This window comes from Pseudomonas sp. S10E 269, assembly GCF_002798465.1.
Taxonomy (GTDB): domain Bacteria; phylum Pseudomonadota; class Gammaproteobacteria; order Pseudomonadales; family Pseudomonadaceae; genus Aquipseudomonas; species Aquipseudomonas pergaminensis.
Map to the genome: position 1 here is coordinate 94,196 of NZ_PHIJ01000001.1, position 21,732 is coordinate 115,927.

Genomic DNA, 21,732 nt, shown 5'->3' on the forward strand with positions numbered 1-21,732 from the left:
TAGCCTCCTTATTCGGCGCGCGCAGTGTGGATGACGAAATCACAATCCATCATGTCGTAGTCACGTTCGAAATCACCGTAGCTCTCATGGTCGGTAAATCCGGACTTGAGTACTTCTCCCTTCAACTCCCCCGGCAACAGCGGATAAACCTGCAGCCTGTACTGCTCCTGGTTATCGAAGGAATAGATGAACTCACACAGGTGCTCATCGACCTGTCCCAGGCTCACCGAAGCGTTCGTACCGCAGTAGTAGTAATGGCCGCTGGCTTTGAATTTGCCGGCACGGATGGCGAAGAAATTGCGCTGGTCCACAATCAGCAGGCCACCCGGCTTGAGCAAGGCCCTGAATTTCGCCAGCACCTGCAGCCGGTCGTGCGCGGCGAACACATGGCACAGCGAACTGCCCAGGCACACCACCGCATCGAACTGGCCAAGCTCCTGGGCGTCCAGTGAGTGCCAGTCCCGATAATGGGACTGGATGTCCAGGCCATGTTTGCGAAAGTTCGCCCGCGCCTTGGTCAACATGGTGCTGCTGCCATCGGTGGCGACCACATCAAACCCCGCCTGCTTGAGCTGCACAGCATGAAAGCCACTGCCCGTCGAAACGTCGATCACCGACTGCACGCCGTGACGTCGCAGCAAGTGTTCAAAGAAGCCGTCCTCCCCTATCTTGCGTTTTTCCCAATCAATCAACTCATCCCAACGCTCGACAAAATCCGCCGAATACTGCGTGGCATAACTGGCAACTTCGTTGTGCTTGCGCCCCGACATCTGATTCATCACACACCTACCAGGTTGAATTTTTGAAGGACAAGTATTTGCTCGCCAACTCGCGGGCAAACTCGGCGGACTGCTCGATGGACATGGTGTGCTTGGCATAGCCCAGCATCGATTGCATGACGGCCATGCACTGCGGGTTGTAGGTGACCGAACCATCGCAGTGGATTTCGTCGATGCCGTCCTGGCTCTGGCAGATGGTATTGAGGCGCACCGCATCGTCCTGGGGGCAGGCCTCGGAGAACTGCACCTCGATCCGTCCATCGTGAAGCCGCACCGGGTACCCGCCCGGCAGCCCGAGAGGACCCGGCGCATGCACCAGCACCGGCGTGGGCGAGAACAGCCCTTCGATGACCGTGACCGCAGAACACGCGGTGAGAAACTGCCCGTCCACCCCGCCCAGGCGGCGGTACTCGGACTTCACCGTTGAGAAAATCGCCTCGGCCGGCAGGCGCGCCACGTCCGGTCGGTCGCGCACCTCGTGCAACAGGCGATAGCTGGCACGTGGAGGTAGCCCACCGCGCGGCACGTAGTGGCTGAAGTAATGCTGGGCATAAAGCTGCACCTGCACATCGGCGGGCGCACATTCCAGCAGACGGGCAATGGACAGACGCACCGCCGGGACCAGATTGGCCACGTTGCCCACGCCGATGTCCGGCGCCAGGCCGATGCGCGCCAGGATCGGATTGACCGCATCCGGGAACGCTGCATTGACGGTCTTCGTCGTGATGCCGGAGGCTTTTACCGCTTGCATCAGGCAGTGCATCAACGTCAGGTGCATGGGCAGCCAGGGGCCGAACTGGGCCTGGTCGAGCTTTTCGAATGACAGCTTGGGCAACCCGGTGATGACCCGCCATGACTGCAGCGACGCGCAGTTCACCAGCATGTCCGGCGCCTCTTCGCGCAGCAGCTGCGCGACCTTGCCAATGTCCGTGAGGTCGGCAATCACCGGCTTGATCGCGATGAATTGCCCCAGCTGCGCACACGACAGCGCCACCAGGTTACACAACCGCAGCGTCGCCTCTTCATTGCGGCCCAGCACCACAAACTCGAAGGCGTTTTTTGGCCCCAGTATCTTGAGGATCTGCAGGCACAGGTTGCCGGCGCCCACCAGCAGCAGCTTTTTCTTGCGCATGGAATGGCTCACCGTGGGTAGGCTCCGTTGTCGACCGGAATCACCCGGCCGGTGATGTGACGCATGGCATCGCCGACCAGCAGCAAGATGACCTCGGCCACCCCACTGGGCAGGATCGGGTCCTTGAGGACCTCCTGGCGGGCGTACTCGGCGCGGCGGTATTCGGGGATGGTGCCGTAGATGGCGGTTTCGTGGATCAGTGCCGGGGACACCACGTTCACCCGCACGAACGGGGCGAAGTTCCAGGCGTTGGCCTTGGTCAGGCCGATCACCGCCGCCTTGGTGGCACCGTAGAGGGCGTCGCAGCTGCCCACCTCACCGGCCACCGAAGCGATGTTGACGATGCTGCGTGGGGCTTCGTGCTGCATTTCCCGCTCGGCGAAGTCCTTGGAGAGATAGACCAGGGCCTTGAGGTTGACGGTAAGGATCTCGTCTATCTGCTCATCGGAATAGGCATAGACACTTTTGCCGTGATAAATACCGGCATTATTGACTAACCCGTAAATAGTCGCATGGCGTTCATACAGGGCCGGAATAAAACCCTTGATAACGGCCATATCGGAAAAGTCGGCAACCTGCGCGTCGAATACATCGGGGCCATAAAGTCCCTGCAACACTTCAAGCCCCTCGGCATCCTTGTCCGCACCAATAACGAAGTAGCCCTGCTGTATCGCCATTTCAACAGTTGCCCGACCAATTCCGTTGGCCGCCCCGGTCACAATCAGCTTCTTCATACAACAATCCTTATTGACAAAACTCATTCATGCGCGCGTAAAAGGTCCGATGGTATTCATACATCGCTTTTAACTTCGGAAACTGTTCGAATGCCTGCACATCAACCGGTTGATTATCCGGCGACACAATACGCTCACTGTTTTCTGCCGCCACATGCCAACTGCGCCAGGTTTTCCATTGTTGTGGACATTCACGTTTCCATGTCATGGCCTGTGGCAAAAACTCAATACCCAGGTGATCGCAGAGTTTGCGAATAACTCGCTCCGGGTCGGCCGCCAGATCATCGGCATTAATCACATAAGGCACTTTGCCGGTTAGTTTGGTGACCACACAAAAGATGTCATACAGCGCTTTATGCCCAATGGCCTGCAACGGCATATCGGGGTGCACCCGATGATGAGAAATAATACTGCTGGCGGGTTCGCGAATCAGAAAGACATTGTCCTGTTGCGCAAGAAAGCCGACATCCACTTTCAAGTCATCCAGGCAGTGGTAGCACATATCTTTGTGAAACACGTTAGTGCGCTCGCGGGCCTTGAGAAGATGCTCTTTTATACCCTCGTAAGTCGTGGGCAAACTGTGATCCCACTCATCCGAAGGAATCGCCGAGTCCTCGGAAAAGGCCATGTGCGCAAAGGGTTCATGAAAGACCTCGAAGTCCCCCCGCTCGATAAACACACGCTCCAGCACGGTGGAGCGCGAACGTGGATGGGCCCATAACCCGATCATACGGTTCATGCGATCACCCCGAATTCGGCGGCGAGCAACGCATTGAGTGCGCGCTTGAAGGGTTTGGTCACCGGGCAAAGCCGAACGCAGAAGTCGGCCAGGCGTCGGTGCGCACTGTTGGCCTCGTTGCAGGCGTTGATGAAGGCTTCGTGGTTGCCGAAGTCGTACGGCTCGATGCTGTCGACAAAGTAGGCTTCGTAGAAATACGGGATGCGAATCAGCTTGGCGAAGGTTGCCGCCGGCGGCTTCTGCGGCTGCACGGCGGGCGCCACCGGTTTGCCGTGGCTTTCGCGCTCGATCAGAAACTCCACCACCTCCGGGGTCAGCGTATAGCAGGTCGCCGTCTGCCCGGTTTTTTCCAGGTGCCAGCAGTGCTTGTTGCCCCGCTCGTCCACGTCGACCTTTATGCTCGAGAGCAGGGTTTTGACCGGCACGGTCGAGGCCGCCACCAGCGCCTGGATCTGCTCGTAGATCATCAGTTCGGCCCAGCGCAGCTCCTCGGCGCTCAATGCCAGGCCGCGTTCCGCCGCTTGCAGCGTGAATTCAGGCTGGCAGGCGAAGCGCCCAATCATGAAGGTAATGACGTAGTTGCAGTGGCTGGTGTCGATCCCGTTGCTGCGCGCGGTCGCCCTGCCGCGCTCGATGGCCTGGATACCCGCCTGGAACTGGGCGACCGTGAAGCAGAACGTGATATTCACCGACCCGCCCTGGGCCACCAGTTGTTCAACGGTTGCCATGCCTTCCAGGCTGCCCGGCACCTTGACCATCACGTTCGGCGCCAGGCGCTGCAGCTCCAGGCCCCTGGCGGTCATGCGCTCGGTGCAGCGCACGTCCACCGGGTCGACTTGCGCGGAAATCCAGCCTTCGGCTTGGGCCGATTGAACCCAGCGCGGCTTGAGCGTCGCAGCCCCTTCGAGGATGACCTCGTTGTACAACTGCTTGCGCAACTCAGCTGGAGACAGGCTGGCCAGGTTGAAGCGTGAAGACCAATACTCGCGCTTTTCGAGGATTACGGCCGTCACCAACCGGGGGTTGGTGGTCACGCTGCACAAGCCCCAAGGCGCTGAGAATTCATCCGGCATCAAGGCTTCTATATAAGTGGCCGCCGCCGGGTACTTTTCCAGCAGGTGTTGTTTGTAGGGCAGGTACACGGCAGGCGATGAATCCCACCAAACTTGCGAGCTTTGATCGTTGCGTTTAAGCCGCTCCGGGTAACCAAGTGTGTTCACGACGCCTCCTCCCTGAGTAATGAGATCAATTAAAAATGGCCAGTAATTCACGTATATCGGTAATGGGCACTGCGCCGGCGGCGGCCAACTGCGAATGCCGATGGGCTGGGCCAAAACCGATGACACTTATATGGGCGGCAACCGCCGCCTGAATGCCGGTAACACTGTCTTCAACCACCACGGCATCACTGACATCAACACCGTAGGTGTCACAGGCGGTCAGAAACACCAAGGGATCCGGTTTCCAACGACCCAACTCATAACAACTGAATATTCGCCCTTCGAAATAAGGAAGCAGCCCGGTCATACGCAAACAGTGTTCGATCTTATTGCGCGGCGCACTCGACGCAACGCAATAAGGAACCGCCAGGCCTTCCAGTACTTCAATCATTCCCTCTGTGGCTTTTAAACTGAGTGTCAGCGCTTCCCATGCCTGCTGGCGAAAGTGCTGTTCAAACTCAGCCTCCAGGCTGATATTTAAAAGCTGTTCAGCCTCACGCAAACAATCGGCAATCTTGCGCCCACGAAAGTGCTCAATAAAACGGGTGACATCAAGCATCGTCTCGCGCTGAGCAAGCGCATTAAGCATGGCGATCAACACAGACAGGGTTATCTCTTCACTTTGCACGAGCACACCGTCGCAATCGAAGATGACTAACTTAGGCACGCCAACTAAGGCTGCTGTTTTTACCTGACCTGGTAGTTCCCCTATATCGGCCGAATGGCACATAGATATCTCTTATAGGTGGCCCCGCGATGACTTCCGAACTACCAACGGAGCGGGCTGAGGTGTGCCTATAAGACACGCGACGAAAAAGCCTGTCAAACGCTTTTGAGCGGTTTTTTAGTATCTTATGGTTATTTTTTATAGTTCTTTTATTCCATTTTTCACCATGGTTGTAGTCGCTAAATTCACACGGATGAACTTCCCTTGCGCGCCGTCAGTCAGCTACTTGAACTCACGAATTTTAAGGTCGGTGAGCAATGCGTATCTCGTTGGAGAAACAAGTGGCCCTGGTGACAGGCGCCAGTTCCGGAATCGGCGCCGGCGCGGCCAAGGCCCTGGCGCAAGCCGGAGCGGCCGTGGTGCTGAATTACAACAGCCAGGCCGCCCCGGCCGAGGCGTTGGCCGAGCAGATCAACGCCGAGGGTGGCCGAGCGATTGCCATCGGCGCCAACGTATCAATAGAAGAAGACGTGGAACGGCTGTTTGCCCAGACCCTGGATGCCTTCGGCCACCTCGATATCCTGGTGGCCAACTCCGGTATGCAGAAGGACGCCAACCTGGTGGACATGAGTCTCGAGGACTGGAATACGGTGATTGGCGTCAACCTCACTGGCCAGTTCTTGTGCGCCCGTGCGGCCGTGCGCATTTTCAACCGCCAGGGCGTGCGCGAAGGCGTGTCGCGGGCTGCCGGCAAAATCATTCATATGAGCTCGGTGCACCAGTTGATCCCCTGGGCCGGGCACGTGAATTACGCAGCATCCAAGGGCGGCGTGGAAATGTTGATGCGAACCCTCGCCCAGGAAGTCAGCGAACAGCGCATCCGCATCAACGGCATTGCGCCGGGGGCGATCCGTACGGCGATTAACCGGGCGGCCACCCAAGGCGCGGCGGAACAGGAACTGCTCAAGCTGATCCCCTACGGTCGAGTAGGCGATGTGGAAGATGTGGCCAACGCCGTTGTGTGGCTGGCCAGTGATGCGTCCGACTATGTCGTCGGCAGCACGCTTTTTATTGACGGCGGCATGAGTCTATATCCGGAGTTTCGTGGCAATGGTTGATTTGAAGAACGAACAACAGAGCGCCATCGATGCCCACGGCATTATTGGCGATATGCGCAGTGCCGCCTTGGTGAATGACAAAGGCAGTATCGACTTTTTCTGCTGGCCGGAATTCGACAGCCCGTCGATCTTCTGCGCACTGCTGGACAGCCCCGACGCCGGGATCTTCCAGCTCACCCCGGACCTGCCCAACGCGCGCCGCGAACAGATTTACCTGCCCGACACCAACGTGCTGCAGACCCGTTGGCTCAGCGACGACGCCGTGGTCGAGATCACCGACCTGCTGGTCATCAGCGAAGAAATCGATGACTTGCCCCTGCTGATCCGCCGCGTGCGGGTGGTCAGTGGCAAGGCCACGCTTCATCTGCGCTGCGCGGTGCGGCATGACTACGCCCGCACGCCGACGCACGCCGACATGGATAACGGCTCCGTTGTCTTCAGTGCCGACGGCCAACCCGGACTGCGCCTGTCCGGCAGCCACGCGCTGCAAATCGAGGACAACGCCGCCGTGGCCAGTTTTGCCCTGGGCCAGGAAGAAGGTGCCGAGTTCGTTCTCGGCGGCCAGGAGGATGAACGCGTGGACTGCGGCTGCACCGACCTGGCGCTGGCCCATACCTTGAAGTTCTGGCGCGGCTGGATCGCGCAATCGAATTACCGCGGACGCTGGCGCGAAATGGTCAACCGCTCGGCGCTGGCCCTCAAGCTGTTGACCTCGCGCAAACACGGCGCAATCATCGCCGCCGCCACCTTCGGCCTGCCCGAAACGCCCGGTGGCGAGCGCAACTGGGACTACCGCTACACCTGGATCCGCGATGCATCGTTCACCGTCTACGCCTTCATGCGCCTGGGCTTTATCGAAGAAGCCAACGCCTATATGCGCTGGCTCAAAGGCCGGGTCAGCGACTGCTGCAGCCAGCCGACCAAGATCAATATCCTGTACGGCATCGACGGCCGCCAGGAATTGCCGGAGGCCGAACTCGATCACTTCAGCGGCCACGGCGGCGCCAAGCCGGTACGCATCGGCAACGAGGCGTTCGACCAGATCCAGTTGGACATCTACGGCGAGCTGATGGACGCGGTGTACTTGGTCAATAAGTACGGGGAAGCCATTTCCCACGAAGGCTGGAAACACACCGTGGAAGTCGCCGACCAGGTTTGCGAGATCTGGAATACCCAAGATGTGGGCATCTGGGAAATGCGCGGCGAGCAGCATCACTTCCTGCACTCGAGGCTGATGTGCTGGGTGGCGCTGGACCGTGCCATCCGCCTGGCGTCCAAGCGGTCGCTGCCGGCGCCATTCGCGCGCTGGGACCAGACCCGCCAAGCGATCTACGCCGATATCTGGAGCAACTTCTGGAACGAGGAACGCGGGCATTTCGTGCAGCACACCGGTAGCACCGCGCTCGACGGCTCGATGTTACTGATGCCGTTGGTGCGGTTTGTCGCGGCGAGCGATCCGCGCTGGCTCTCGACCTTGGAAGCCATCCAGAAAAGCCTGGTACGCGACGGCATGGTCTACCGCTATCGCAACGACGACAGCCAGATCGACGGCCTGCAAGGCACCGAAGGCGCGTTCGCGGCCTGCTCCTTCTGGTATGTCGAATGCCTGGCCCGCGCCGGCCAAGTGGAAAAAGCTCACCTGGAATTCGAACAACTGCTGCGCTACGCCAACCCCCTGGGTTTGTACGCAGAGGAATTCGACAGCCAGGCCCGCCACTTGGGCAACACGCCCCAGGCCTTGAGCCACCTGGCGTTGATCAGCGCGGCGACGTTCCTGGACCGCAAGCTCAGCGGCGAGAAAACCACCTGGCAACCCTGAGGAGGCGTGTGCACAATGGGCAGCCCCTCGACCACGGACAGGAACGCCATGCGCCAGGTACTGCTGATCATCGACGTGCAACCCTCCTTCAACCCGCCGGCGTGGCTGGTGGACGGCATCAACTCCCTGCTGGGTCGCATGCCGTCAGTCGCCACCGTGGAGCGCCATGACGAAAGCGTCACCCCCTTCGTCCGGCAACTCGGCTGGCAGCCGGCGCCGAATGACCAGAGCCTGATTGCAGCCGACCGCATCTTCATCAAGCACGGCTACGCGCCGACACCCGAGACCGTTGCCTACCTCAAAAGCCTCGGGCCAGAGCGCGTACTGGTGTGCGGCATCCAGACCGAAACCTGCGTGCTGGCGGCAGGGTTTGCGTTGTTTGATGCGGGGCTGCAGCCAACCTTGATCAGCGACCTGACAGTGGGCTCGTCACTGGACCGGTCGGGGCAACTGGGGGTGGATTTGTGGCGGCATCACTTCAAGCACGTGGCAAGCCGCGCCGACCTCGGCCTGGACAAGTAACCCCACTGCCTTCAATCCCACCCCATCCCGTCACGCCCTTCGACTAGAGTTCCAGCACCTGACAGGAGCCCACCATGACCACCGCCTTCCCCCTGCACTTCGTGCGCACCTCCATGCTCGACGTGGCTTATGAAGCCCACGGCCCCGTCGACGGTACGCCTGTGATCCTGCTGCATGGCTTCCCCTATGACCCGCGCGGCTATGATGAGATCGCGCCGGTACTGGCCGCGCGCGGGTGCCGGGTGTTGGTGCCGTACCTGCGCGGTTATGGCCCGACGCGCTTTATCAATGCGCAGGTGATGCGTTCCGGACAGCAGGCGGCGTTGGCCAAGGACTTGCTGGATTTCATGGACGCGCTGCACATTCCCCAGGCGACCCTCGCGGGCTATGACTGGGGTGGGCGTGCCGCGTGTATCGTCGCAGCGCTGTGGCCCGAGCGGGTGCGCGGGTTGGTGACCGCGGATGGCTACAACATCCAGGACATTGCCAAATCCCTCAAGCCACGGGCGCCTGTCACGGAGCATCGCTTGTGGTACCAGTTCTACTTCCATACCCAGCGCGGCGTGGACGGCTTGACCGCCAACCGGCGTGAACTGTGCAAGCTGTTGTGGGCACTGTGGTCGCCGTCCTGGGCCGAGGGGCCGAGCCTGTATGACCAGACGGCGCCGTCGTTCGATAACCCGGATTTTGTCGAGGTGGTGATTCACTCGTATCGCCATCGTTTCATGTACGCGCCCGGCGACCCGGCGCTGGAATCCATTGAAGCCGCGCTGGCCCTGCAACCGGCAATTTCAGTGCCGAGCATTTCGTTGTGCGGCGCCGATGATGGCGTGGGTCCGCCGTCCGACGTGGATGACGACATCGAGCATTTCAGCGGGTTTTACCGGCGCCAAGTGCTGCCGGGCGTGGGCCACAATATGCCTCAGGAAGCGCCGCAGGCCACACTTGATGCGCTGCTGGAACTGCTTGGCGAAAAGCGCTCGCGGTAGGCCTGGGGCGTGACGTCCAGCGCGCGCAGAAAGCTGCGTCGCAAGGTCTCTTCACAGCCAAACCCGCATTGCACAGCAATACGTTTGATCGACGCCGTGCTGTCCGCCAGTTGGCGGCGCGCGGTTTCAACCCGGATCAACTCGACGGCGCGTGCCGGGGTCTGGCCGGTTTCGGCGCGGTAGTGGCGCACGAAGCTGCGCTCGCTCATGCCGGCCTGGGCGGCCAGGGTGGGGATGTTCAGATCGAGGGTCAGGTTTTCGGCCATCCAGGCGTGGAGTTCGGCGAAGCGGCTGTCGTCTTTTTGCAGGGACAAGGTCACGCTGAATTGCGATTGGCCGCCGGGGCGCTTGAGGAACACCACCAGGTGCCGCGCCACTTCCAGGGCAACGGCGCGACCCAGGTCTTCCTCCACCAGCGCCAGGCACAGGTCGATACCAGCGGTGACACCGGCGGACGTCCAGACGGCGCCCTGCTGGATGAAAATCGGGTTGGACTCCACCGTCAGCGACGGAAATTTGCGCGCCAGCTCTTCGCAACGGGTCCAGTGAGTGGCCACGCGACAACCGTCGAGCATGCCGCTGGCGGCCAGCAGGAACGCGCCGGTGCACACTGACGTCATGCGCCGGGTGTGCCTGGCTTTCTCGCGCACCCAGTCCACCAGCGCCGGGTCTTCGGCAGCACCGTACACACCCCAACCGCCGGCAATCACCAATGTGTCGCACGGCGCGTCCGCAGCGGGCAACGGCTCGGCCACCAGGGCCAGGCCGGCGGAGGTCCTCACCGGCTCCGCTTGAGCGGCGATCACCGAGACCGCGTAAGGCAAGGGTTCACCGCGCTGGCGCGCCAGGTCATTGGTGGAGGCGAAGACTTGCAGCGGCCCGGTCACATCAAGCACCTGGGCGTTATCGAAAGCGAGGACGTGAACGATTCGAGGCATGATTGGCGTGATTCGTGGGTTCAATGGCGTATTCGCCAAAGCCTAGGCCTCTAGAGTGAAGCCGTCCACCCCTTTCACGGAGCTTCATTCATGACCTTGCAGATCGGCTTTCTGTTGTTCCCCGGCATCCAGCAGCTGGACCTCACGGGCCCCTACGACGTGCTGGGTTCACTGCCGGAGGTGAAACTGCACCTGGTGTGGAAAGACCTGGAACCCGTGACCTCCAGCACTGGCCTGGTGTTCGCCCCGACCATGACCTACGCCGACTGCCCGCGCCTGGATGTGATCTGCGTACCCGGCGGTTCCGGCGTGGGCGCACTGATGGAAGACCCGCAGACCCTGGACTTCCTCAAGGCCCAGGCACAGACCGCGCGCTACGTGACCTCGGTGTGCACCGGCGCGCTGGTGCTGGGTGCGGCTGGTTTGCTACGTGGACGCAAGGCGACGACACACTGGGCCTACCACGACCTGCTCGCCCCGCTCGGCGCCATCCCCGTCCAGGAACGCGTGGTCCGTGACGGCAACCTGCTGACCGGCGGCGGCATCACCGCCGGCATCGACTTCGCCCTCACCCTGGCGGCCGAGTTGTACAGCGAAGCGGCGGCGCAACTGGTGCAGTTGCAGATTGAATACGCCCCCGCGCCCCCCTTCGACTCCGGCCGCCCGGACACCGCGCCCCAGCACGTACTGGAAGAAGCCAACAAACGCACCGCCGAATCGCGCAGAGTGCGCGGCGAGATCGTCGCACGCGCGGCTGCTCGGTTGGGCTGATTCTGCAAAGCACCTGCCGGCGTTAGACACGCATCCCCCAAGCTAACCACGATGCGAAGCGAGCCGCTCTTGATCTTGATCTTGATCTTGATCTTGATCTTGATCTTGATCTTGATCTTGATCTTGATCTTGATCTTGACTTGCTTTTGATCTCAGGCGCCCCGTCAAACACGCTGGCCGGAATTCGACAGGGATTTGGGGGGTAAACCGGCAGGGATGCCGGTTTAGCCGCCCCGCGCCATGGATGGCGCGTGGCGGCGGCCCCCCAAATACCTGTCGGATTACGGGCACACCGAGCCTAGGCGAGGTGCCGAGTGTTGGGGCAAGAGCCTTTTGCTTACTTTTGGGCTTTTCAAAAGTGAGCCGCCGTAAGGGCGGAACCATAAGCGGCCGTTACCCAAATAACGGATATGTACTCGATCAGATCCAACATCCAGGTCGGCTGTCAGGCCGCCTTCGCAGGCAAGCCAGCTCCCACATTTTGGATCGCGGGGCGACAGTCAGAGATTGGTCGGCTGTCAGGCCGTCTTCGCAGGCAAGCCAGCGCCCACATTTGGATCGCGGGGCAACAGTCAGAGAGTGGTCGGCTGTTAGGCTGCTTTCGCAGGCAAGCCAGCTCCCACATTTTGGATCGCAGGGTGACAGTTAGAGAGCGGCCGGCTGTCAGGCCGTCTTCGCAGGCAAGCCAGCTCCCACATTTTGGATCGCGGGGTGGCAGTTAGAGAGTGGTCGGCTGTTAGGCCGCTTTCGCAGGCAAGCCAGCTCCCACATTTGAATTGCGGGTGACAGTTAGATTGTGGTCGGCTGTCAGGCCGCTTTCGCAGGCAAGCCAGCTCCTACATTTTGATCAGTCGTACGCTCATCAAATCAGGCCGGGCGAGACATCACCGCCAAACGCACCGCCAACACCGTCAACACCGTCGCCAACCGTGGGTGACGCCATGGCTGATCACAAAGGCCATGTTCGGCGCCGGGAACAACAGCAACAACAGCACAGCACCGGAAAAAACCGCCAGGGTCGCCAAGTCGATCATGCTCAAGCCTTCCACCGGGAAAAGCCTGCAGATTAGTCCGAGCATCCAGGGCTGACAGAAAATTGTGCTGGATACATTGCGCTGCGGCAATTGCGAAGGGTCACGAGCAACGACTAGAATGCGAAACATTATCAATTAAGACAGCTGCGCCAGGATGCCCATGTCGAGCGATCACCCACTGGACCATGCCGCCATCGGCCAGCTTTACCAAGCCCATCATTCATGGCTGCGCGGCTGGCTGAGCCGGCGCACCGGTTGCCGTGAACACGCCGCCGACCTGGCCCAGGAAACTTTCGTGCGCCTGCTCAACGCGCGCAAGCAACAGAGCTTGCAGCAACCGCGCGCGTACCTGAGCAGCATCGCCCGCAGCTTGATGATCGACCAATACCGGCGCCGTGAGCTGGAACGCGCCTACCTGGAAAGCCTCGCGCATTTCCCGCAAGTCGAGGTGCCGTCGGAAGAAACCCGCCTGCTGATCCTCGATAGCCTGGAGCGCATCGACCGTCTGCTCGACCAGCTCAAGCCTCGGGTGCGCGAAGCCTTCCTGCTCGCGCAACTGGACGGCCTGACCTGCGCGCAGATCGCCCTGCGCCTCGGGGTGTCCAAGGCCACGGTGGAGCGCGACCTGTCCAAAGCGCTGCACGCCTGTTACCGGTTGCGTTATGCCGAATGCTGACCCACGCCTGGTGGACCAGGCCATCCAGTGGATGATCACGCTGCGCTTCAATGTGGCTGACGACGCCAGCACCGCCGCGTTCGAGCGCTGGCTGCACACCAGCGCCGAGCACCAGCAGGTGTGGCAGCGGGTGGCGACCATGAATGACGATTTCAATCAACTGCCGGCGCAGGTCGGCCGGCATGCCCTGCGCGGCGCGCGCCAACGCATCAGCCGCCGTGAAGGCCTGAAACTGCTGGGTCTGGTTGCCGGGGCCGCCGGCTTGACCTGGCTTGGCCGCGACTACACGCCCCTGCCCGCCCTGATGGCCGAGCACCGCACCGCCACCGGCGAGCGACGCTGGGTGGGGTTGAGCGACGGCAGCCGGATCCAGCTTAACAGCGCCAGTGCGATCGACACGGCGTTCACCTCCGAACGCCGCCTGGTGCAGTTGCGCCAGGGTGAAATACTCGTGGATACCGGGGTCGACAAACGCCCTTTCTGGGTGCAGACCCGCGACGGGCACCTGCGCGCCCTTGGCACGCGTTTTCTGGTACGCGAGGAGGCCCAGGGCACGCTGTTGGCGGTGCAACAGGGCGCGGTGGCGGTGTTTGCCAATGGCAATGAAACCAACGCCCGCCAGGTACTCAATCCCGGCGAGCACGTGGTGTTCAACCGCAACGGCATTCGCCCGGCAGTCGCCAATGGCCTTGATCCATGGGCCTGGAGCGACGGCGTGATCAGCGCCCGCAACATGCGCCTGGACGACTTCCTCGCCGAACTGGGCCGCTACCGCAACGGCCTGTTGCGCTGCAGCGAAGCCGTGGCCGGCTTGCGCGTGTCGGGGACTTATCAGTTGGAGGACACCGATCAAGTACTGGGCCTGGTGGCGCAATCGCTCAAGCTTGATGTCACCTACCGCAGCCGCTACTGGGTGACCGTTTCACCGCGCGTGTAATTTCTCAAAAATAAATGAGGTGAATGCCGATTGCCGCTCGACCTGTAAGGAAAGGCCGATCAACAGGCCGGATCTGTCCACTTCCTTCAGGAGCATTCCGCGGTCATGCAAGCGTTCCCCTCCCCCCGTTCTCCCCTCAAGCGCGCGGTACAGGCCGCCTTGCTTGGCGTCTGCCTGAGCGGCGCCGCGCCACTGGCGGTGATGGCCGACACACCGGCCAGCGACACCCAGGCCCGCGACTGGACCATCGCGCCGGGCCCCCTGGCCAGTACGTTGGACCAGTTCGCGCGCCAGGCCGGCATCAGCCTGTCGTACGATGCCACCAGCGTTGCCGGCAAGACCAGCCCGGGTTTGAGCGGCCGCTTCGATGCTCAGCAGGCACTCGAACAGTTGCTGCGCGGCCAGGGCCTGCAAGCCCAGCGCCAGAGCAACAGCACATGGCTGTTATTGCCGCAAGTGGCCGACAGCGGCTCGCTGAACCTCGGCGCCACCCTCATCAACGCTGAACGCCTGGGCGCCACCACCGACGGCACCGGTTCCTATACCACCGGCGCGGTCACTATTGGCAAGGGCGAACACAGCCTGCGGGAAACCCCGCAATCGGTCAGCGTGATGACCCGCCAATTCATGGACGACCAGAACGTCACCACCATCGATGACGTGATGGAACGCACACCCGGCATCACCACTTACGAGTCGCCCATGGGCGGCAAGTATTTCTATTCCCGTGGTTTCAAGATGCTCGGCCAGTACCAGTACGACGGCGTCCCCCTGGACATGGGCAAAGACTACGTCCAAGCCGACAGTTTCAGCGCGAACATGGCGATTTATGACCGCGTGGAAGTGCTCAAGGGCGCCGCCGGTATGCTCAAGGGGGCCGGCACCGCCAGCGGCGCGGTGAACTTCGTGCGCAAGCGGCCACAGGCCAAGCCCACCACCAGCCTGTCGTTGTCCGCCGGCACCTGGGACAACTACCGCGCCGACGTCGACACCGGCGGCCCGCTGAATGACAGCGGCACCCTGCGTGGACGCGCGGCCGTCAGCCAGCAGACGCGCGGCTCCTACATGGACATCGCCAAGCGCCAGGACCAGGCTTTCTATGGCGCGCTGGATTTCGACCTCACGCCGGACACCACCCTGGGCGTCGGTGCCAGCTATGAAGATGTCGACGCGACCCCGTGCTGGGGCGGCCTGCCGCGCTATGCCGATGGCAAAAGCGCCAACCTGAGCCGCTCGACCTGCCTGGGCCAATCCTGGAATGACTGGCAGAGCCGGCGCACCACATTCTTCGCCGACGTCACCCACCACTTCAACGATGACTGGAAACTCAAGGTCGCGGCGGTCCACAGCCGCAACCTGCAAGACACCAAGTATGCCGCCAGCGAAGGCACCATCAACTATGGCAACCCGGCGCCCACGGCCAACTCCTATGCAGCGTTGATGGACTACGACCACAAGGATTTCGGCCTCGACGCCTACGTGGACGGCAAGTTCGAAGCCTTCGGCCTGCAACACGAACTGATCCTCGGCGCCAACGGCAGCCGTGGCACCCAGGACGACGTATACGCGATCCAGAACCTGCCCAAGCGCCAGAGCATCTACCAACCCGACCACCACTTCCCGGAACCGGCCGACAACACCTTCTGGCCGAACATGTACCGCGGTGGCACGGTCAAGGAAACCGCCACGCAATACGGCACCTACGCCACCTTGCGCCTGCGCCTGGCCGAGCCCTTGATGTTTATCGTCGGCAGCCGCGTGAGCTGGTACGAAAACCGTCGCCAGTCCAACAACCTGGCCTGGGGCGAATGGGCTGTGCAGGACGCACGAACCAAGGAAACCGGCGAAGTCACACCATTTGCCGCACTGATCTACGACCTTGACGAGCACCTGTCGGTGTACGCCAGCTACGCGGATATCTTCCAACCGCAAAGCTCCTACGCCACCGTCGATGGCGCGGCGCTCAAGCCCAAGATCGGTGACAACTACGAGCTGGGGATCAAGGGTGAATGGTTTGACGGGCGCCTCAACAGCTCCCTGGCATTGTTCCGCGCCATCGAGAAAAACGGCGCCGAGTCCGACTACACCACGATGTGCCCGACCTCCGCCGATGGCTATTGCTACACCGACACGGGCAAGGTGCGCGCCCAAGGTGTGGAGACCGAAATCAGCGGCGAATTGCTCGAACGCCTGCAGCTTTTCGGCGGCTACACTTACACCCAGACCAAGTCCCTGAAAAACATCGACAGCAAGGTCGAAGGCGGCTCATCCAACACCTACGTGCCTCGGCATATGCTGCGCGTGTGGGGTGACTACCAGCTTGACGGTACGCTGTCGAAATGGAGCGTCGGTGCCGGGGTCAATGCCCAGAGCAGCAACTACCGCGTGCAGACCATCAAGCTGGAACAGGCCGGTTACGCGACCTGGAGCACTCGCGTGGCATACCGCATCGACGACACTTGGACGGTCGCGCTAAACGGCAACAATTTGTTCGACAAAAGCTATTACAACACGGTCGGCACCGCCTCCTGGGGCAACTTCTACGGTGAACCACGCAATTTCACCGTTAGTTTGAAAGGCAACTTCTGATCCGGCGAAAGCCCCGGTGGCAGGGCACTAAGTGCGCCCTGCCACACCCTCTTTGTCCCCCTTTCCTACCTCGCCTCAAAAAAGGTTTTTCCTTTAAGCAGGAAAAATCTCACATTTGTTCCTACACTCAAAAACACAGCCAATGACCGAGTGTCCGGACAAGGAACGTCAATAAAATGCCGCAAAAAAGACTGATTAACCTGTCTAGCATGCCGCCTCCGCACCACCGTCAATTAGTTGACTGAACACCCAAAGGAAACACTCCTTAAGCCACTACACCCGCGAAATCCACTCAAATGGATAACTGCATTTGGATTGTGCATTTGGATCGGAAAGTTGCGTATTACCCAGCGTAGTCGTTCGACCCGTGTTCTAAGCAGCCTTCTGCTTAATTGAACAAACACTCGAACACTGATGCCTGGAGTGCAATGAGGGATGTTTGTATGCGAGAAAAGTCGTCCGTTGACAGCCTGTTTCTAACGCGCGCCGGTTTTGTTGAGTTCTTTGTTGTTTTCGTCAAATTGATCCATGGCCTCACCGCCATTTTGCCCCCACTGGTCCTGGTGCTCTTCCTGGACCCGATGGACCCTGAACTGCGCGCCCACTTCCTGGGCCTGCTGGTTTTTTTTGCGGTCCTGACCATCATTCTGTTCCAGGCCCTGGGTATCTATTCCGAGGAATTGTTCAGCAACCGCCTGCGCCTGAAAACCAAGATCAAGGCCTGGACGGCGGCTTTTTGCATCCTGCTGTTCATGTACCAGATCCTGCAGTTCTTCCCGCAATTGACCCCGCGCAACCTGGCGGTGTGGTACGTCGTAAGCCTGGGGCTGTTTTGCCTGGAGCGCCTGGTGATGCTGCGCCTGTACAGCCGGCTGATGCGCGCCGGCAAATACCTGCAACGTACCGTGATCCTGGGCTTTACCGACACTGCCGTGCACGTCGCCGATCACTTGCAACGCAACGGTGACATCCGCTCCGGCCTGATCGGCTTCATCGATGACCGCACCGAGCGCATTCCCAAGGAACTGAGCAGCCTGCCCCTGCTGGGCAACACCCGTGACTTGGAAAAGCTGATCCGCGCCGAGCAGGTCAACCAGGTGATGATCTGCCTGCCCTGGGCCGCCGAGCAGCGTATCCATGGGCTGGTCAACCGCCTGCGGCAGTTGTCGGTGAACGTCATGCTGGTGCCAGACATGGCGGCCCTGCGCTACGGCCACAGCAAGATCACCGATGTGGGCGGCATCCTGATGTTCAACACCTCGCAATTGCCACTGCGCGGCTGGTCGCCGGTGATCAAGCGCTGCGAGGACTTCCTGCTCGCCAGCCTGGCGCTGGTGTGCCTGTCGCCAGTGATGGTGGCGACGGCGATCGCGATCAAGCTCGACTCCAAGGGGCCGGTGCTGTTTCGCCAGAACCGTTATGGCTACAACGACAACGAAATCCGCGTGTTCAAGTTCCGCTCCATGTACACCGACCAGAGCGATTTCACCGCTGAACGCCAGACCACCCGCGCAGACCCGCGCATCACTCGCGTGGGCCGCATCATCCGCAAGACCAGCATCGACGAGTTGCCGCAACTGTTCAACGTGCTGCTGGGCAACATGTCCATGGTCGGCCCACGTCCGCATGCCACCGCGACCAAGGCGGCGGGCATTCCCTTCGAGGTGGCGGTAAGCGAATACAGCTCGCGGCACCGGGTAAAACCGGGCATCACCGGTTGGGCGCAGATCAATGGTTACCGGGGTGAAACCGACACCCTGTTCAAGATCCAGAAACGTGTCGAGTACGACCTGGAGTACATCTCCAGGTGGTCGGTGTGGTTTGACTTGTACATCGTCTTCATGACGGTCCCAGCCGTCCTTTCCACCAAGGAAGTCTATTGATGAACACACTCAACGGATTAATTCCCTGCATCATTTCCGGTGGGTCGGGCACGCGGCTGTGGCCGGTGTCCCGGCAGAATATGCCCAAGCCGTTCATGCGCATGCGTGATGGCCAGAGCCTGCTGCAGAAAACCTTCCAGCGCGCCGCCAAACTGCCTGGCGTGGAAAGCGTGCTGACGGTGACCAACCGCGACCTGCTGTTCCGCACCCTGGATGACTACCGCCTGGTCAACAAGGCCCACCTGCCCCTGGACCTGCTGCTCGAACCGTTCGGGCGCAACACGGCGGCGGCGATTGCCGTGGCGGCGCTGCATGTGCAGGAACACTTCGGCGGTGAGGCGCAGTTGCTAGTGATGCCTGCCGATCATTTGATCCTCAATGAAGTGGCGTTCGCCGAGGCCGTGACCCAGGCCCGCGACCTGGCCGAAGCCGGCTACCTGGTGACCTTTGGCATCCAGCCCGACCACCCGGAAACCGGCTTTGGCTATATCGAACAAGGCGAGCCGCTGGGCACGGGCAACCGGGTCAAACGCTTTGTGGAAAAACCCGACCTGGCCACGGCCCAGGGTTACCTGGATGGCGGCAAGCACCTGTGGAATGCCGGCATGTTCTGCTTCAAGGCCAGCACCCTGGTGGACGAACTCGCCGCCCATGCGCCCGATGTATTGGAAGCCGCCCGCGCCGCGCTGGAACACAGCCAGAGCCTGCAAAACAAAACCTCACGCCAGCGCGAGCTGGACGCCGAAGCGTTCGGCAGCGCGCCGGATGTGTCCATCGATGTGGCGCTGATGGAGAAGTCCAAGCAAGTCGCGGTGGTGCCGTGCGACATCGGCTGGAGCGACATCGGTTCGTGGGAGGCCCTGCGCCAGCTCACGCCGAGTGACGCCCATGGCAACCAGGTCAACGGCGAAGCGATCTTGCATGACGTGCACAACTGCTACATCGACTCGCCCAAGCGCGTCCTCGGTGCCGTGGGCGTGCGCGACCTGATCATCGTCGACACACCCGACGCCCTGCTGATCGCCGACGCCCACCGCAGCCAGGACGTGCGCTACATCGTCGCCGAGCTCAAGCGCCAGAATCACCCGGCGTACAGCCTGCACCGCACGGTCACCCGGCCGTGGGGCACCTACACCGTGCTGGAAGAAAGCAGCCGTTTCAAGATCAAGCGCATCGTGGTCAAGCCCCAGGCCTCGCTGTCACTGCAGATGCACCACCACCGCAGCGAACACTGGGTGGTGGTCAGCGGTGCGGCGCAAATTACTAATGGCGAGCGCGAATTCCTGATCAACGCCAACGAGTCCACCTACATCCCGGCCGGGCACAAACACCGGCTGACCAACCCCGGCATCATCGACCTGGTGATGATCGAGGTGCAGAGCGGCGAATACCTGGGCGAGGACGATATTGTGCGCTTCGATGACATCTACGGGCGCGCCCCCGCAGAAGTGAAAAAATAACATGCGCACCTCACTGATCATCCCGACCCGTAACGCATCCAGCCACTTGGCACGCCTGCTGCCGGCGCTGAAGATGCAAACCCTGCAACCCGACGAAACGCTGGTGGTGGACAGCGCCTCCAGCGATGACACCGTGGCGCGCTTTCGCGCGTTCGGTGCACGGGTGGAGGTGATCGACGCGCGCGACTTCAACCACGGCGGCACCCGGCGCTGGGCCAGCGAACAAGTGGGCGGCGACGCATTGATCGTGATGACCCAGGACGCGATCCCCGCCACCCCGGAAACCTTCGCTAACCTGCTCGCCGAACTGCAGCAGGACCCGCTCAACGGCGTGGCCTACGGGCGCCAGTTGCCACACCCCGACGCCGGTGTGCTGGGTGCGCAGTCGCGGCATTTCAATTACCCGGAGCAGAGCCGCAGCAAGAGCCTGGCCGATGCACCGGAACTGGGGATCAAGACCTGTTTCAGCTCCGACTCGTTTTCCGTCTACCGGCGCAGCGTGCTGCAGGCGGTGGGCGGTTTCCCGGCCGACGTGATCGGCAGCGAAGACGCCTATGTGGCCGCCCGCATGCTGCTCGAAGGCTACAAGGTGCGCTACGCCGCCTCGGCGCTGGTGCATCACTCCCACGATTACACACTCATGGATGAGTTTCACCGCTACTTCGACATCGGCGTGTTCTATGGCCGCGAGCCGTGGATCCGGCAGGCCTTTGGCGACGCGGGGGGCGAAGGCAAGCGCTATGTGCTGGCCGAGCTCGCTGCGTTGCGCAAGGCCGGTGCCTTGCACCGTGTCCCCGAAGTACTGGTGCGCAGTGCGTTCAAACTGCTCGGCTACCGGCTGGGCCATCTGGAGCGCCGCCTCCCCCTCGCCCTCAAGCGGCGCATCAGCATGTTTCCCGGTTATTGGAGGTGAGCATCATGACCTACAGGAAGTCCCCCTTGATGAAACGAACCCTGCTCGTCGTGGCCATGATGGCCCTGGCCGCCTGCAACACGCCGGCACGCATCGTGCCGCCGGACAGCGACACCGTCGAGGCCGGCAAGCGCGCCCTCGACCAGCTTGCCCAACTGCCGCCGGCGGTGGAACGCATCCGCATCGGCGACCAGTTGCGCATCGTGCGCGATGCCGGTGAGATGCCGACGCTGTCGGCGTTCAACGTCAGCACCATCTACGAGCTGACGCTGTACACCGTGCAAACCGACGGCAAGATCAACTACCCGTTCCTGGGACCGATCCAGGTCGCCGGGCGCCAGCCTTCGGAGTTGGCCAACGAGCTGACCAGCAAGCTCGCCCCGGTGTACCGCGAGCCCCGCGTGACGGTGAACATCAACCAGGCGCCGGGCAGTTCAATCATTGTCGGCGGCGCGGTGAACAACCCGACGGCGGTGCAGATCGCCACGGCCAATACCTTGGAACAAGCGATTATCGGTGCCGGCGGGGTCAGCCCGGCGGGCAACGCCAGCATGGTCGCCCTGCTGCGCGAGGACGCCCAGGGCGCGTATCGCGCGTATTTCCTGGACTTCAGCCAACTGCTCAAGACCGGCCCGAATGGGCGCAAACCCGTGCACCTGCAACGTGGCGATGTGGTGTTCGTGCCCAAGTCCAACGTCGGCGAGCGGATCCAAGGGGTGGACACCTACATGAACCAGCTGATTCCGTTCACCAAGTCCATTGGGGTTGGCTACAACTACACCCGAACCAGCGGCGGCAACAACTAAAGGAGC

The 21,732-nt window shown here is 61.4% G+C and carries 19 protein-coding genes and 1 pseudogene; 12 read left to right on the plus strand and 8 right to left on the minus strand.

What is annotated here, in order from left to right:
* Positions 1-8: 8 nt before the first annotated feature.
* The 6 genes from CWC48_RS00465 to CWC48_RS00490 are packed head-to-tail and all read right to left on the minus strand — an operon-like array spanning position 9 to position 5,334.
* Entirely contained in the window at positions 9-779 is a 771-nt protein-coding gene (locus CWC48_RS00465) for a bifunctional 2-polyprenyl-6-hydroxyphenol methylase/3-demethylubiquinol 3-O-methyltransferase UbiG (protein ID WP_078047758.1), read from the minus strand.
* Between the two features lie 7 nt (positions 780-786).
* Complete coding sequence (locus CWC48_RS00470) at positions 787-1,923, minus strand: hypothetical protein (protein ID WP_100491126.1); 1,137 nt, start codon at positions 1,921-1,923, stop codon at positions 787-789.
* Positions 1,920-2,645, minus strand: a complete 726-nt coding sequence (locus CWC48_RS00475) for an SDR family NAD(P)-dependent oxidoreductase (RefSeq protein WP_078047756.1) — start codon at positions 2,643-2,645, stop codon at positions 1,920-1,922. The genes CWC48_RS00470 and CWC48_RS00475 overlap by 4 nt, the downstream gene beginning before the upstream one ends.
* A gap of 10 nt (positions 2,646-2,655) precedes the next feature.
* The gene (locus tag CWC48_RS00480) at positions 2,656-3,384 is read right to left on the minus strand and encodes a sulfotransferase family protein (protein ID WP_078047755.1); all 729 of its coding nucleotides are present in this window, start codon (positions 3,382-3,384) and stop codon (positions 2,656-2,658) included.
* On the minus strand, positions 3,381-4,604 hold the full coding sequence (locus CWC48_RS00485) for a transaldolase family protein (RefSeq protein WP_100491127.1): 1,224 nt from the start codon (positions 4,602-4,604) through the stop codon (positions 3,381-3,383). Before CWC48_RS00485 ends, CWC48_RS00480 begins: the two co-directional genes overlap by 4 nt.
* Positions 4,605-4,629: 25 nt before the next feature.
* Positions 4,630-5,334 (minus strand): HAD family phosphatase, encoded by a 705-nt coding sequence (locus CWC48_RS00490; protein WP_078047753.1) that lies wholly within the window; start codon positions 5,332-5,334, stop codon positions 4,630-4,632.
* A 254-nt stretch (positions 5,335-5,588) separates the two neighbouring features.
* Here CWC48_RS00490 and CWC48_RS00495 point away from each other — a divergent pair, with 254 nt between their 5' ends.
* The 4 genes from CWC48_RS00495 (at position 5,589) to CWC48_RS00510 (ending at position 9,719) form a co-directional block, all read left to right on the plus strand.
* Positions 5,589-6,389, plus strand: coding sequence for a glucose 1-dehydrogenase (locus CWC48_RS00495; RefSeq protein ID WP_100491128.1), 801 nt, complete (start codon positions 5,589-5,591; stop codon positions 6,387-6,389).
* Entirely contained in the window at positions 6,382-8,208 is a 1,827-nt protein-coding gene (locus CWC48_RS00500; protein WP_100491129.1) for a glycoside hydrolase family 15 protein, read from the plus strand. The genes CWC48_RS00495 and CWC48_RS00500 overlap by 8 nt, the downstream gene beginning before the upstream one ends.
* Before the next feature lie 48 nt (positions 8,209-8,256).
* Entirely contained in the window at positions 8,257-8,730 is a 474-nt protein-coding gene (locus tag CWC48_RS00505) for an isochorismatase family protein (protein ID WP_078047750.1), read from the plus strand.
* A gap of 74 nt (positions 8,731-8,804) precedes the next feature.
* Positions 8,805-9,719, plus strand: a complete 915-nt coding sequence (locus tag CWC48_RS00510) for an alpha/beta fold hydrolase (protein ID WP_100491130.1) — start codon at positions 8,805-8,807, stop codon at positions 9,717-9,719.
* Here the strand turns inward: CWC48_RS00510 and CWC48_RS00515 are convergent.
* A complete protein-coding gene (locus CWC48_RS00515; protein WP_078047748.1) occupies positions 9,653-10,657 on the minus strand; it encodes a GlxA family transcriptional regulator in 1,005 nt (334 codons plus the stop codon). The two genes, CWC48_RS00510 and CWC48_RS00515, sit on opposite strands and share 67 nt — an antisense overlap.
* 90 nt (positions 10,658-10,747) lie before the next feature.
* Here CWC48_RS00515 and inhA point away from each other — a divergent pair, with 90 nt between their 5' ends.
* Positions 10,748-11,428, plus strand: a complete 681-nt coding sequence (inhA, locus tag CWC48_RS00520) for an isonitrile hydratase (RefSeq protein WP_100491131.1) — start codon at positions 10,748-10,750, stop codon at positions 11,426-11,428.
* Between the two features lie 920 nt (positions 11,429-12,348).
* On the opposite strand, the pseudogene CWC48_RS00525 reads toward inhA, so the two are convergent.
* Positions 12,349-12,462: pseudogene (locus CWC48_RS00525) on the minus strand (LysE family translocator); the annotation flags it as partial.
* A 160-nt stretch (positions 12,463-12,622) separates the two neighbouring features.
* Here CWC48_RS00525 and CWC48_RS00530 point away from each other — a divergent pair.
* From CWC48_RS00530 to CWC48_RS00560, 7 genes are all read left to right on the plus strand, one after another.
* A complete protein-coding gene (locus tag CWC48_RS00530) occupies positions 12,623-13,138 on the plus strand; it encodes a sigma-70 family RNA polymerase sigma factor (RefSeq protein ID WP_078047746.1) in 516 nt (171 codons plus the stop codon).
* Positions 13,125-14,075, plus strand: coding sequence for a FecR domain-containing protein (locus CWC48_RS00535; RefSeq protein ID WP_078047745.1), 951 nt, complete (start codon positions 13,125-13,127; stop codon positions 14,073-14,075). Before CWC48_RS00530 ends, CWC48_RS00535 begins: the two co-directional genes overlap by 14 nt.
* A gap of 105 nt (positions 14,076-14,180) precedes the next feature.
* Positions 14,181-16,664, plus strand: coding sequence for a TonB-dependent receptor (locus tag CWC48_RS00540; protein WP_100491132.1), 2,484 nt, complete (start codon positions 14,181-14,183; stop codon positions 16,662-16,664).
* A 443-nt stretch (positions 16,665-17,107) separates the two neighbouring features.
* Entirely contained in the window at positions 17,108-18,547 is a 1,440-nt protein-coding gene (locus tag CWC48_RS00545) for an undecaprenyl-phosphate glucose phosphotransferase (protein ID WP_078047743.1), read from the plus strand.
* Complete coding sequence (locus CWC48_RS00550) at positions 18,547-20,007, plus strand: mannose-1-phosphate guanylyltransferase/mannose-6-phosphate isomerase (protein ID WP_099493852.1); 1,461 nt, start codon at positions 18,547-18,549, stop codon at positions 20,005-20,007. Before CWC48_RS00545 ends, CWC48_RS00550 begins: the two co-directional genes overlap by 1 nt.
* Position 20,008: 1 nt before the next feature.
* Positions 20,009-20,920, plus strand: coding sequence for a glycosyltransferase family 2 protein (locus CWC48_RS00555; RefSeq protein WP_099493853.1), 912 nt, complete (start codon positions 20,009-20,011; stop codon positions 20,918-20,920).
* Between the two features lie 29 nt (positions 20,921-20,949).
* The gene (locus tag CWC48_RS00560; protein ID WP_078047740.1) at positions 20,950-21,726 is read left to right on the plus strand and encodes a polysaccharide biosynthesis/export family protein; all 777 of its coding nucleotides are present in this window, start codon (positions 20,950-20,952) and stop codon (positions 21,724-21,726) included.
* Positions 21,727-21,732: the final 6 nt, after the last annotated feature.

Coding starts and splice junctions, on each gene's coding strand:
- CWC48_RS00540 (WP_100491132.1), top strand. CDS start 14,181: ATGCAAGCGTTCCCCTCCCCCCGTTCTCCCCTCAAGCGCGCGGTACAG.
- CWC48_RS00510 (WP_100491130.1), top strand. CDS start 8,805: ATGACCACCGCCTTCCCCCTGCACTTCGTGCGCACCTCCATGCTCGAC.
- CWC48_RS00505 (WP_078047750.1), top strand. CDS start 8,257: ATGCGCCAGGTACTGCTGATCATCGACGTGCAACCCTCCTTCAACCCG.
- CWC48_RS00500 (WP_100491129.1), top strand. CDS start 6,382: ATGGTTGATTTGAAGAACGAACAACAGAGCGCCATCGATGCCCACGGC.
- CWC48_RS00530 (WP_078047746.1), top strand. CDS start 12,623: ATGTCGAGCGATCACCCACTGGACCATGCCGCCATCGGCCAGCTTTAC.
- CWC48_RS00480 (WP_078047755.1), bottom strand. CDS start 3,384: ATGAACCGTATGATCGGGTTATGGGCCCATCCACGTTCGCGCTCCACC.
- CWC48_RS00490 (WP_078047753.1), bottom strand. CDS start 5,334: ATGTGCCATTCGGCCGATATAGGGGAACTACCAGGTCAGGTAAAAACA.
- inhA (WP_100491131.1), top strand. CDS start 10,748: ATGACCTTGCAGATCGGCTTTCTGTTGTTCCCCGGCATCCAGCAGCTG.
- CWC48_RS00465 (WP_078047758.1), bottom strand. CDS start 779: ATGAATCAGATGTCGGGGCGCAAGCACAACGAAGTTGCCAGTTATGCC.
- CWC48_RS00550 (WP_099493852.1), top strand. CDS start 18,547: ATGAACACACTCAACGGATTAATTCCCTGCATCATTTCCGGTGGGTCG.
- CWC48_RS00515 (WP_078047748.1), bottom strand. CDS start 10,657: ATGCCTCGAATCGTTCACGTCCTCGCTTTCGATAACGCCCAGGTGCTT.
- CWC48_RS00535 (WP_078047745.1), top strand. CDS start 13,125: ATGCCGAATGCTGACCCACGCCTGGTGGACCAGGCCATCCAGTGGATG.
- CWC48_RS00555 (WP_099493853.1), top strand. CDS start 20,009: ATGCGCACCTCACTGATCATCCCGACCCGTAACGCATCCAGCCACTTG.
- CWC48_RS00560 (WP_078047740.1), top strand. CDS start 20,950: ATGAAACGAACCCTGCTCGTCGTGGCCATGATGGCCCTGGCCGCCTGC.
- CWC48_RS00545 (WP_078047743.1), top strand. CDS start 17,108: ATGCGAGAAAAGTCGTCCGTTGACAGCCTGTTTCTAACGCGCGCCGGT.
- CWC48_RS00495 (WP_100491128.1), top strand. CDS start 5,589: ATGCGTATCTCGTTGGAGAAACAAGTGGCCCTGGTGACAGGCGCCAGT.
- CWC48_RS00475 (WP_078047756.1), bottom strand. CDS start 2,645: ATGAAGAAGCTGATTGTGACCGGGGCGGCCAACGGAATTGGTCGGGCA.